General features: G+C 44.8%; 8 protein-coding genes. 6 read left to right on the forward strand and 2 right to left on the reverse strand.

The features are described from left to right. The first annotated feature begins 49 nt into the window (after positions 1–49). The 3 genes from R3D86_06745 to R3D86_06755 are packed head-to-tail and all read left to right on the forward strand — an operon-like array spanning position 50 to position 6,080. Positions 50–1,504: a TolC family protein gene (locus tag R3D86_06745; GenBank protein ID MEZ5757901.1), complete on the forward strand. Its 1,455-nt coding sequence runs from the start codon at positions 50–52 to the stop codon at positions 1,502–1,504. Beyond that, a complete protein-coding gene (locus R3D86_06750; GenBank protein ID MEZ5757902.1) occupies positions 1,504–2,940 on the forward strand; it encodes an efflux RND transporter periplasmic adaptor subunit in 1,437 nt (478 codons plus the stop codon). The genes R3D86_06745 and R3D86_06750 overlap by 1 nt, the downstream gene beginning before the upstream one ends. Beyond that, positions 2,937–6,080, forward strand: a complete 3,144-nt coding sequence (locus tag R3D86_06755) for an efflux RND transporter permease subunit (protein ID MEZ5757903.1) — start codon at positions 2,937–2,939, stop codon at positions 6,078–6,080. Before R3D86_06750 ends, R3D86_06755 begins: the two co-directional genes overlap by 4 nt. Positions 6,081–6,086: 6 nt before the next feature. Here the strand turns inward: R3D86_06755 and R3D86_06760 are convergent, their stop codons facing one another. Both R3D86_06760 and R3D86_06765 read right to left on the reverse strand, forming a co-directional pair. After that, positions 6,087–6,404, reverse strand: a complete 318-nt coding sequence (locus R3D86_06760; protein ID MEZ5757904.1) for a 2Fe-2S iron-sulfur cluster-binding protein — start codon at positions 6,402–6,404, stop codon at positions 6,087–6,089. A 2-nt stretch (positions 6,405–6,406) separates the two neighbouring features. Beyond that, a complete protein-coding gene (locus tag R3D86_06765) occupies positions 6,407–6,913 on the reverse strand; it encodes an Lrp/AsnC ligand binding domain-containing protein (protein MEZ5757905.1) in 507 nt (168 codons plus the stop codon). Positions 6,914–7,183: 270 nt separating this feature from the next. Between R3D86_06765 and R3D86_06770 the strand changes: the two genes are divergently transcribed. The 3 genes from R3D86_06770 to putA all read left to right on the forward strand — a co-directional run bounded on the left by R3D86_06770 (position 7,184) and on the right by putA (position 12,072). Beyond that, positions 7,184–7,330 carry a hypothetical protein gene (locus R3D86_06770; protein ID MEZ5757906.1) on the forward strand — a complete coding sequence of 49 codons (147 nt, stop codon included), beginning with the start codon at positions 7,184–7,186 and terminating at the stop codon, positions 7,328–7,330. A gap of 57 nt (positions 7,331–7,387) precedes the next feature. Then, the gene (locus R3D86_06775) at positions 7,388–8,761 is read left to right on the forward strand and encodes an L-serine ammonia-lyase (protein MEZ5757907.1); all 1,374 of its coding nucleotides are present in this window, start codon (positions 7,388–7,390) and stop codon (positions 8,759–8,761) included. A 128-nt stretch (positions 8,762–8,889) separates the two neighbouring features. After that, a complete protein-coding gene (gene putA, locus R3D86_06780; protein ID MEZ5757908.1) occupies positions 8,890–12,072 on the forward strand; it encodes a bifunctional proline dehydrogenase/L-glutamate gamma-semialdehyde dehydrogenase PutA in 3,183 nt (1,060 codons plus the stop codon). Positions 12,073–12,125: the final 53 nt, after the last annotated feature.

Genomic DNA, 12,125 nt, shown 5'->3' on the forward strand with positions numbered 1-12,125 from the left:
CCCTGCGTATAAAAATTACAAAACATTTATTAAAAATAATGGAATTAATATGGTTCAGTCGCGTTTTTATGGGACAAAATCAGGGATTATCTGTGCATTTACTCTGGCCAGTTTATTGGTATCGGGGTGTGCGCCACAGTTCAATATTGATAACCAGGTCGACATGGTGGCAGTGCCGGATACATGGCAAAGTCCGGATATTGAAACGGTCAGGTCTGAATTAAAATGGCTGGACGAAAAAGATACAAGAGAGTTGCCTCAAATTGTAATGCAGGCACTTGATAATAACCCGGATTTAAGAATTTCGGCTAATCGTCTTAAAACGGCAATGGCTCAGCAACAAATAGTCGATAGCGCACGGAGCTTGACGGGAAATATTACGGGCAGTGCTTCGAGAAATGGTGATTTCCAGAGTGGTACGGCGGACAATCAGAGTTTTTCGCTTCGTGGAAGCCTGGCATGGGAAGCAGATGTCTGGGGACGACTGGCCAGTGATAATGCGGCGGCAGAGCAAAATGTCCTTGCAGTAAAAAATGACTTTGATTATGCAAGACTGTCATTGGCAACAAGGACAGCACAAAGCTGGTTTGATGTTGTTGAAGCAGAAATGCAAAACAGACTCCTTGAACTTAACCTGGAAAAATTATTACAGGCAAAAAATTTGGTGCAAAGCCGCTATTCAAGAGGTCTTGTTGATGTGCTTGATGTGCTGCAGCTCGATACAAATCTGGCTACAGCCCGTTCAAATTTGGCCAGTCAACGCCAAACTGTTGTTGAGCGAATGAGAAATTTGGAAACACTGGTTGGATCATATCCTACTGGAATGGTACCAAAAGAAGCACAGCTTCCTAAATTGGAGGGTGTCATTACCATGGGTATCCCTTCGGATCTGCTAGCTGCCCGGCCGGATATTGTTGCAGCCAGAAACAGGGTAATGGCGGCAAATTATGACCTTAATTCTGCGAAAAAGGCCCTTTATCCATCTCTTAGCGTTTCAGGGAGCACTACAGCAAGTGGTGATCAGCTGAAAGATATCGTCGATGTTGATCATCTGGTTTGGAGTGTTGTAGGAAATGTGGTTGCGCCGGTTTTTGACGGTGGCCGTCGCCGTCAACAGGTTGTGCTTAGTGAAGTGAGTCTAGACAGTAGTCTTGCTAACTATCTGAAAGTCGTTCTAAATGCATATAAGGAAGCTGAAAATGCGCTGACCGCAGAAGTCACACTGGCAGAGCAGGAAAGCCATTTAACAACGGCCGTTGAAAGCGCTCTCGCCAGTGAGGATAAAGCGCTTGAGCAGTATGGAAAAGGTCTTATTGATATTCTTTCTCTCATAAATGTGCAGAGAAATCGTATTTCTTCACAGCAAGGTCTTCTAAGAGTACAATATAACAGGCTTCTTAACCGGGCTGATTTGTATCTGGCACTTGGTGGTCAGGATTTGGAAAATTATATTAGTCAATTGTCTGCATCAAACCAGACTCGTCGTAATCAGGATCAATTATAATGAAAAAAAGTTACACACAGTTAACCATAGTATTAGGTATCGCCGTGATTACGAGTGTTATTTTTGTAACTATGTTTATTTTCCGCCCGCAGGCGCCAGTTGAAAGGCTTGAGGATCGGGTAGAACGCCTGGAGGTTATTACCGCTAAAAAGCAAGATGTTTTTCCGATTGTCAGAACACAAGCGGTCGTTGAAAGTAGATTAAATATCAATATTAAGTCGCAGGTTTCCGGACAGATCGTCTATACATCGCCTAAATTTCTAACAGGCGGTTTTTTTGATACCGGCGAAGTGATCTTAAAAATTGATCCAAGTGATTATGAACTTGCATTGGCGCAGGCAGAAGTGAATGTTGCCCGTGCTGAACAGACTTTAAGCGTGGAAAAAGAACAGGCAGAACTCGCGAGACAGGATTGGGAAAAATATGGTGAAGGAAAGGCGACTGAGCTTGTCCTTCGAATTCCTCAGCTTCGTGAAGCAGAAGCAGGATTAAAAGGGGCACAAGCAAACTACGAAACCCAGCGTATTCGTCTGGAACGGACCGAAGTTAAGGCACCATTCCCGCTCATGATTGATGAGAAACAGGTTGATTTGGGACAGGTCGTCGGTACCAATCAGGATATTGCATCAGTGTTTGGGACAGAAGAAGCAGAAATTCGCATGCCTCTTAGCCAAAAGCAGATTGATCTGCTGGATATTAAGAATGTTGGTATTTTACCTAAAGAAGAAGTTCTTGATGTTAAAATCAGGGATTTAACACGTGAAGATCATATTGCCTGGGACGCCCAGATTTTAAGGGTTGAAAGCTCAATTGACAGGAAAAGCAGGGTTTATTATGCGGTTGCAACTATTTATGATCCTATGAATCTTAAACATGAAAAGCCGACACCGCCTCTTTTACCGGGTGTTTTTGTTGAGTTGGAAGTATTCGGCCCAAAAATAAGTGATGTGTTTCATGTGCCTGTAAAAGCAATGCATGATGATGATGATATTTTTATTTTTGAGGATGGCAAACTGATAACCAAGCCTGTGAAAGTTGTGGACCGGGATAAAGACTATGTCACGATTGAATCAGGTATTGAAGTCGGCGAGCTGATTACGACATCTCCACCCTTTTCATATGTGCCAGGTATGAAGTCAACGGTGGCCAACCTTGACGGAGTTCCGATGGGAAGACCGGGTGGAGCTAATAATGTTGCTGGCGGTGGTCAAAGACCGGCTGCCGGCGCAGCATCCGGCGGTCCGGCAACAGCAAATGCCGCTGAAGCGCCTGCGGGGGATCAGGCAAATAACGGCAATAATAACAGGGCATCATTCGCTAATATGACGCCGGAACAGCGCCGTGCGGCAATAGCTAATATGACACCAGAGCAACGTGCAGCAATGCAGGCAAGACGTCAGGCTGCCGGAAACTCACCACAGGGAGGTAACCAATGAGAAATATTATTGCATGGTTTGCGGATAATCATGTGGCGGCTAATCTGCTCATGGTGCTGATAATTATCGGCGGTATGGTTAGTTTACCTCTTTTGCGTACAGAAGTATTTCCAATTGTGGCTCCAAATGAAATATCCGTGACGGTGAGCTATCTAGGTGCCGGACCGAATGAAGTTGAGGACAATATCACTATTCCGGTTGAAGAGGCTTTAAAAGGGGTGCCAAACATTAAGAAAATGTCATCCCGTTCAGGTCGTGGAAGCTCAAGAGTAACCCTTCAGCTTACGCGCGGAGCAAATGTCCAGAACGCGATAAGTGAGGTACAGGCACGTATAGACGGGATCAGGTCATTCCCCCGTGATATTGAACCACCGCGTGTAAAGCTTGAAATTCAGAATGATGATATTATTGATGTGGTTGTATCAGGAAATACGGATCAGCAAACCCTTGCCGCAGTGGCAAGAAAGGTTCGTGCTGATATGCTTGCTTTGCCAGATGTCAGTCTTGTAGAAGTCCGCGGTATGCCGCCAAACACAATCAGTATCGAGGTTTCCGAATTTGATTTGCGTCGACTTGGTCTATCTATGCAAAGTGTTGCAAATGCCATAAGCGACAGCTCGGTTGATATTTCTGTAGGATCAATCAGAAATGGATTTGGTTCTCTACAGATCAGGGCAGATAATCGTGCCTATTATAGCGATGAATTTGCTGACATTACGATACTTCAGCAACCAAATGGCACCCGTATTAAACTTGGTGATATAGCCGAGATTAAAGATGGTGTAAGTGAACGCTTTTTTATTTTCCGATCAAAAGGAAAGCCTTCAATAGTTCTGTCGGCTGAACTCAGCCCTGGTCAGGATGTATTAAGCCTTACTTCGCAAATTAAAGATTATCTTGAATCTGCTGCACCGACATTCCCGCAAGGCATAACAGTAACCACCTGGCGTGATGACAGCGTGGAGTTTTTTCAGCGTTTGGAAATGCTGATATCAAACAGCTTATCTGGTCTTGTGCTTGTGTTCTTCCTGTTACTCATGTTCCTAAGGCTTGATCTGGCGCTGTGGGTTACCTTTGGTATAGTCATTGCATTTTCCGGTACTTTTATCGCAATGAATATGTTTGATTTTTCGGTTAACCAGATATCGTTGTTTGGTTTTCTTCTGGTCTTGGGGATAGTTGTCGATGATGCCATTGTGGTCGGGGAAGCTATTCACGAATCCCAGCGAGAGGGCAGGAAAGGGCTGAAAGGCGCCGTTTTTGGTGCCCAGACCTTGTCAAAACCTGTTATTCTTTCTGTTTTCACTACGATACTTGCTGTTTCACCACTTCTTTTATTTGAATCTGAAACAGGGCAGCAGGCGCGGGATATTTCAGTGGTCGTTGCAGCCGCCCTTCTTTTCTCTCTGGTGGAAAGCCTACTAATATTACCGTGCCACTTATCAGGAAATAAACCTTTTGAGCCGGATTATGAATGGTATCGGAAGTTTCTTAAATTTCAGAGTAAAGTGGCTCAGTGGCTCATAGATTTTGCCAGATATAAATATAAACCTTTTATTCAGAAATGTTTAAAGGTGAAATATATGACAGCTAGCGTTTTTCTGTCTGTTCTCGTTTTATTTGTGACGGCCTATGTGCTTGGCTTTGTCCGGTCATCATTCAATCCGGAAATTCCAAGTAACATACTTCGTTATAGCGTGGAAATTTCAGAAACAGCGCCGGAAGGAACAGGGGAAAGAATACATAATGCCATGGTTGACGCCATCAGTGGCCCGGGCGGTGTTGAGGAAAAATATGCTAATCAGACGGGAATGGAAAGAAATATTCTCTTCCCTAATTATGACAGCTTTGTTTTTGGTAATAATATCCGTATGTCTTTGGAAATGTCGTCTGAAGCACTGGCAATTATTAAACCTGAAGAAGTGATGAATGAATGGCAGGAACGAGTGGGTGAAATTCCCGAAGCCGTTGAAGTGACACTCAAAAACTCCCGCAGTGATCAGCGTCGTGGCGGTGATTTAAGTTTCTATGTTTCGGCCAGCAATCAAAAAGACCTCGCGGATGCGGTTGAGAAGGTCAAACTTGAAATGCGTGACATTCAGGGTCTTACCCAGATTTATGACAACCGTGACAGACAAACACTGGAACTCAATATCAAGTTGAAGCCTGAAGCCGAACATTATGGCCTGACTTTGGGAATACTCAGTCAGCAGGTCCGTCTGGCTTTTTATGGCCGGATTGTTCAGCGGATCCCGCGGGATGGCGAAACAATGGATATCATGGTCCGGTATCCTCTGGAAGCACGCCAGAATATCAACGCGCTCAGGGAAATGTATATTAAAACACCGGAAGGTGGCGAAATACCCTTCAACATGGTTGCGGAAATGGAATATGTACCGCTTCTGCTGTCACCGGAGCGGATTAATGGTCAGGACATTATTAAAGTTCAGGCAAGCATGAATAAAAATATTGTGTCCCCCTATGAAACCTATAAGCATCTTGAAAACAGTGTTTTTAAAGAACTGGAAAAAACAGTGCCTGGATTTTCGGTTATTCCGGATGGTGAAATTGAAGAAGAAAGCATTTTCTTTGGTGAGATTACTTTCTATCTCTCTCTTGTATTGCTGGCAATTTACGCGGTACTTGCCATCGGCCTTCGATCTTACGTTGAGCCGCTTATTATCTTGACGGCTGTTCCATTTGGCTTTGTTGGCGCAATAATTGGTCATCTGCTTATGGATATGCCGATCAGTCTTTATTCATTCCTTGGGCTCTTTGCGGCGGCTGGTGTGGTTATTAACGATAACCTCGTTCTCATTGATTGTATCAAGGGACTAAAGAAAGAAGGCATGCATTACAGGGAAGCAATAGCCGAAGCGGGTAGAATGCGGTTTCGGGCGATAATTCTGACTTCAATGACTACCTTCATCGGCCTTGTACCTATTATGCTGGAAACAAGTTATCAGGCGATATTTGTGATTCCGATGGTGGTTTCATTGACCTTTGGTGTGCTTTTTGCGACATTTATCACGCTCATCCTGGTTCCTTGTCTTTATGATATAAAGGATACTGTTTTAGAAAGAATTGAGGCACTGAAGCCCAAAGAGGATGGTATTACTGAAATCGGCACTGCTGAATAATTGAACTTAATATAATGAGGGGACCTTGACGATCATACCGTCAAGGTCCTCTTTCATTTCAATCTGGCAGCTAAGGCGGCTTCCCGCTCTGCGATTATCAAGAAAATCAAGAAGGGCACTTTCATCTTCGTGAGCAGGCCCAACTTTGGCTCTAAATTCTTTAGGGACAATGATATGGCAGGTGGCACAGGCGCAGGAGCCGCCGCAATCCGCATCAATACCTTCCACATTATGTGCTACGGCGATTTGCATTAAAGTTTTGCCGATCTCGGCATCAACGAAATATTCTTTATTGTCAGGGGATATAAAAGTAATTTTTGGCATTATTATTCACTAATTTTAATGGCACTGCTGGCCTTTATTTCTTCCATTACAACATATGTATGTGTGCTGCTGATATCTTCAATAGTGGAAAGCTTCTCACCAAGAAAACGCCTGTAATGATCCATATCGCTGGTGCGAACTTTGATCAGATAGTCAAACCCGCCGGCAACCATGTGGCATTCCTGAACTTCATCCATTTCAAGGATCACCTGTCGAAAGTGATCAAGTGCCTTTGTCGTCGTTCGTGCCAGAGATACCTCAATAAAGGAAACGAGTGCGGCATCCAGCATTTTGGGGTCAAGAATGGCGACATAATTTTTTATGAAGCCTTCTTTTTCAAGTCTTTTGACCCGTTCAAGACATGGTGTCGGGCTTAAGTGAATGAGCTCGGCAAGCTTTACATTGGAAATACGACCATCCAGTTGCAGTAACTCTAAAATTCTGCGATCTGTTCTATCCAGCTTTCGAGTGCCGGGCTGGCTTTGTGAAACATCTTTATGATTGGCCATTACAATATCTTTAAAAAAATCAATTTACCCGGATTAAACATATATAGAATCGGATGAGTGCAATATTTTATGCTATATGCTTGCCAATGAACAGATTTAAATATAATGTTGGCCTCAGTTATAGTCTATGCGAAGGAAAATATTCTAAGTCCCGGCTTGACTTTAGGAAAATAGGGGCGTAGATGGTGTGTTTTCCGGCATGATATTGCCTTAATTGCTGTGTATATTAAAAGGCAGTAGATTAAAGTTTGATAAATTACAGGTAAAACTATGAGCAACCAGACTATTGAAGAGCTTGCAAAAAAACTGATCCGCCGCATGGGGCGCAGTCAGGCCATTGAAATATGTGAAGCGAATAAATGGTCAAGAGTATTAGAGCATATCAAGTCACTTGATAAGACAGCTCAAAACGCATAAGCTGCGTTTAATATCTTTTCTATAATAATTCCCTGAGAAATGAATAAGGGTGGGAGCATGTATTACAGCGTTTTCAACCTTTTTAAGATCGGTATAGGACCATCAAGTTCTCATACTGTCGGGCCTATGGTCGCGGCAAAAACATTTCTTGAGGCACTTCCCGATATAAAAAAAGTTGGGTCCGTTAAGGTCGATATATATGGTTCACTGGCGTTGACCGGTCTGGGCCATGCGACGGACAAAGCTATTCTTCTTGGCTTGTCAGGTTTGGAACCCGCGACTGTTGACCCGGCCATTATTGATGATCTTTGCGAAAATATAAAATCTTCCGGTAGAATTACTCTGCTTGGGGACAAGGAAGTTTTATTTTCAGTGAAAGATCATCTGCTTTTTCATATGGAAGAACTTCTTCCTCATCACAGCAATGGAATGACATTTCACGCTTTTGACAGCAAAGGCATGAAAATTGCCTCTGAAAGTTATTATTCCGTTGGTGGTGGCGCCATTATGAGTGAGGCCGATTTTGGCCGGAATACGCCCCCTCCTGAAGAAATAGAAGTTCCCTATCCATTCGATAACGCACAGGAACTTCTTGAGCTTTGCAGCCTCCATAAACTTTCAATTGCCGAACTTATGTGGGAAAATGAAAAGGCATTAATGCCCAGGCAGAAAATCAAACAGGGGCTCGATAAAATTTATGATGCCATGCAATATTCAATCGACCGCGGCTGTGCGACCGGCGGTAAACTGCCCGGTTCTCTTAATGTTAAACGAAGAGCGGCACAGGTCCTTTCCTCGCTTAAGGAGGCGCAGGAAAAACAGCTTGGTGATCCGTCTGTTATTCTTGACTGGATAAATTTGTGGGCTCTTGCGGTCAATGAGGAAAATGCGGCTGGCGGTCGAGTGGTCACGGCTCCTACCAATGGTGCCGCAGGTATAATCCCTGCTGTTTTACGGTATTTTGCCCGCTTTTATAATCGAAACGGTGATAAAAAAGCCGTTTATGACTTTCTGCTGACGGCAACGGCAATTGGCTCTTTATATAAAAAGAATGCATCAATTTCCGGTGCAGAGGTTGGCTGTCAGGGGGAAGTTGGCGTTGCCTGCTCCATGGCGGCTGCGGGCCTTACGGCTGTGATGGGCGGAACGGTTCTTCAGGTTGAAAATGCTGCCGAGATTGGAATGGAACATAATCTGGGCCTGACCTGCGATCCAATTGGCGGTCTAGTGCAAATACCCTGTATTGAAAGAAATGCAATGGGTGCGGTAAAAGCAATTGATGCGTCCCGGTTGGCGCTCAGAGGCGATGGGCTTCATCATGTATCCCTAGATAAAGTGATTGAGACCATGCGCCAGACCGGTAAAGATATGCAGTCAAATTATAAGGAAACCTCAAAAGGTGGACTGGCTGTCAATGTGGTTGAATGTTAACAGCATTTAATTCTATTTAACAGTCAAAATAATAGATAATATATCGGCAAATACTTTAATAAAGTAGGACATTCTACTGCAATATACGATATGTTCTTGTGATTATCCATTTTAAATTGAGGTGTCACATGTATTCTTTGAATGAGCATAAAGTGATTGAAACGCTGTCTCTGGACGAGATCAGACATAATCTGCGCCTTGCCATGCATGCGGATGAAGAAGCATGCGTGAATAATCTGCTCCATGCTACTGAACTGACAACCGGGGAAAGAAACCGTCTGGTTGATCAGGCACGACGCTTCGTCGAAAAATCCAGAGAAAGAAGCGGTCGTCAGGGGACTATGGACTATTTTCTACAGGAATTTGACTTATCCAATAAAGAAGGCGTGGCCCTGATGTGCCTGGCGGAAAGCCTGCTTAGGGTGCCGGATGGAGCGACCGCCGATAAACTGATATCTGAAAAAATCAGTGCCGGACGCTGGTCGGATCATAAAGGTCATTCTGAAAGCACATTTGTCAATGCCTCAACCTGGGGTCTGATGCTGACCGGTGAATTTGTCGAGCTTGGTGCCGATGTAAAAAGAAACACGGATAACTGGTTTAAAGCTTTTGTCAGAAAAACCGGAGAACCGGTTGTTCGCACTGCCATCATGCAGGCAATGAAGATTATGGGCGGGCAATATGTTCTGGGTCGCAGCATTGATGAAGCCATAAACCGTGGCAAAAAGGAAAACAGCCCTGATACCCGCTTTTCATTTGACATGCTCGGGGAAGGGGCGCGGACAATGGCTGATGCAGACCGTTATTTTGAAGCCTATAAAAAAGCAATTCTGGAAATCGGGGCGCAAAATGAAAAGTCCAATCCTTATTCGGCAAATGGCATTTCAGTAAAATTCTCCGCCCTTCATCCGCGTTATGAAATGGCGCATCATGAAACGGTAATGTCCGTTATGATTCCCAGAATAACCGAGCTGGCGTCATTATCCCGGGAAAATGGTTTGGGATTTACCATTGACGCCGAAGAAGCAGACAGGCTTGATCTATCCCTTTATATTTTTGAAAGTCTGGCCCGCTCATCGATGCTCCAAAACTGGGATGGGCTTGGAATTGTAGTTCAGGCCTACCAGAAAAGGGCGCCCTATGTTCTTGACTGGTTAAAAACGCTGGGCCGTGAACTGGGTCGCAAGTTTATGGTTCGCCTGGTCAAGGGGGCTTATTGGGACAGTGAAATTAAGCATGCCCAGGAAGCGGGACTAAGCGATTATCCGGTTTATACGAGGAAACCAACAACGGATCTTTCCTATCAGGTATGCGCGGAGCGGCTAATGATGGCGCGGGATATATTCTATCCGCAGTTTGCGACCCATAATGCCTATTCGGTGGCGCTTATACTCGAACTTGCAAAAAAATGGAATGTTAATCCGGACGAATTTGAATTTCAGCGGCTACATGGCATGGGACACCTTCTTTATGATGTGGTCAAAAATAATGTTGAAAGGCCGTTTAATATCCGTGTTTACGCCCCTGTCGGCGCCCATAAGGATTTGCTTCCCTATCTGGTACGGCGCCTGCTTGAAAACGGGGCCAACAGTTCATTTGTTAACCGTTTCATGGATAAGGAAGTCGCCGTTGACGAACTGATGCAGGACTCTATCAAGCTGGTTGAGCAAAAATCACCAAGACGACATAGTATGATCCCGCTGCCAAAGGATATATTGAGCGCTTCGGCTTTTGAAAAATTCCCAAGAAAAAATGCAACGGGCTTTGATCTTTCCGATCCGCTCGAAATTGCAAAACTTAATGCCAGTCTCGTTACGAAACATGACTGGAAGGCGGGGCCCATCGTTTGTGGAAAGATGGGCTTTGAAAACCCTGAAAAAATTCTCAGCCCGACAACGGGAGAAGTGGTTGGTCTGGTTGGGGGCTCTTCAGATGATGATATTGAGAAAGCCCTGGGGGCAGCAAAAAAAGCCCAAAAATCATGGAATGCACTGTGCGGGGCTACCCGGGCAGAGATATTAAATAATGCTGCAAATTCGTTAGAAAATAATTGTCTGACGCTAATGGGACTTATTGCCGCAGAGGCGGGTAGGACTTTAGCCGATGGACTTTCCGAAGTGCGTGAAGCGGTTGATTTCCTTCGTTATTATGCCGGGCAGGCACGGGAAAATTTTGAAGGGGGGAAACCTCTTCCCGGGCCAACTGGCGAACGCAATGAACTTTACCTTCAGGGCAGGGGCACCTTCCTTTGTATCAGTCCCTGGAATTTTCCACTGGCTATTTTTATGGGTCAGGTATCCGCCGCACTAGCCGCAGGAAATGCAGTTATTGCCAAGCCAGCTGAACAAACGCCAATAGTCGCTGCAGAAGCGGTTAAAATTCTGCATGCTGCGGGGGTTCCAGCTGATGTGCTGCATCTGCTCACCGGGGATGGCGCCACAATCGGCTCTAAGCTCGTGGCCGATGACCGTATTGATGGTGTCGCCTTTACCGGATCAACGGAAACAGCAAAAATTATTAACCGCACACTGGCCAATCGTGAAGGGGCGATTGTGCCATTAATAGCCGAAACAGGCGGGCAAAATGTCATGATTGTTGACAGCACTGCTTTGCCGGAACAGGTGGTTGATGATGCCATTTCCTCAGCATTTCAGTCAGCGGGACAACGTTGCTCGGCTCTGCGGGTTTTGTACCTGCAGGAAGAAGTCGCGGGTACCATCATCCCTATGCTTAAAGGCGCGATGGATTGTCTTAAGGTCGGAAACCCGGCTGATCTTTCAACCGATGTTGGCCCGGTTATAGACCAGGATGCAAAGGACCTATTACAGGCACACGCAGACAGAATGGACAGCGAAGCAATATTAATAAATGCCCTTTCATCACCGAAAGAGCATAATCAAGGAACTTTTTTTGGCCCACGGCTTTATGAAATTTCATCAGTTAATGAGCTTAAAAAAGAGGTTTTTGGCCCGATCCTGCATGTGATCCGTTATAAATCATCAAAGCTTGATGATATTCTTGAGCAGGTCAGAAATACGGGTTTTGGCCTCACGCTTGGTGTCCATAGCCGTATTGAGGAAAGTGCCGATTATATTTTTAAAAACCTTGATGTCGGAAACACTTATGTTAATCGGAACATTGTTGGGGCAGTGGTCGGGGTCCAGCCCTTCGGCGGGCAGGGACTTTCCGGAACCGGGCCAAAAGCCGGTGGTCCAAGATATCTTTTCCGCTTTGCGACGGAAAAAACATTGACCATTAATACTGTTGCAACAGGTGGCAATGCAGAACTTTTTGCCATGCAGGAAGAATAATTGTATGTATGATGATTAACGGAATATATTAACGGGCCTTTACATCATAATTA

The sequence above is a fragment of the Emcibacteraceae bacterium genome, assembly GCA_041396985.1.
Lineage (GTDB): Bacteria > Pseudomonadota > Alphaproteobacteria > Sphingomonadales > Emcibacteraceae > Pseudemcibacter.

Bases quoted from the DNA above. Each gene is read 5' to 3' on its own strand.
- R3D86_06745 (MEZ5757901.1), top strand. From the start codon at position 50: ATGGTTCAGTCGCGTTTTTATGGGACAAAATCAGGGATTATCTGTGCA.
- R3D86_06750 (MEZ5757902.1), top strand. From the start codon at position 1,504: ATGAAAAAAAGTTACACACAGTTAACCATAGTATTAGGTATCGCCGTG.
- R3D86_06755 (MEZ5757903.1), top strand. From the start codon at position 2,937: ATGAGAAATATTATTGCATGGTTTGCGGATAATCATGTGGCGGCTAAT.
- R3D86_06760 (MEZ5757904.1), bottom strand. From the start codon at position 6,404: ATGCCAAAAATTACTTTTATATCCCCTGACAATAAAGAATATTTCGTT.
- R3D86_06765 (MEZ5757905.1), bottom strand. From the start codon at position 6,913: ATGGCCAATCATAAAGATGTTTCACAAAGCCAGCCCGGCACTCGAAAG.
- R3D86_06770 (MEZ5757906.1), top strand. From the start codon at position 7,184: ATGAGCAACCAGACTATTGAAGAGCTTGCAAAAAAACTGATCCGCCGC.
- R3D86_06775 (MEZ5757907.1), top strand. From the start codon at position 7,388: ATGTATTACAGCGTTTTCAACCTTTTTAAGATCGGTATAGGACCATCA.
- putA (MEZ5757908.1), top strand. From the start codon at position 8,890: ATGTATTCTTTGAATGAGCATAAAGTGATTGAAACGCTGTCTCTGGAC.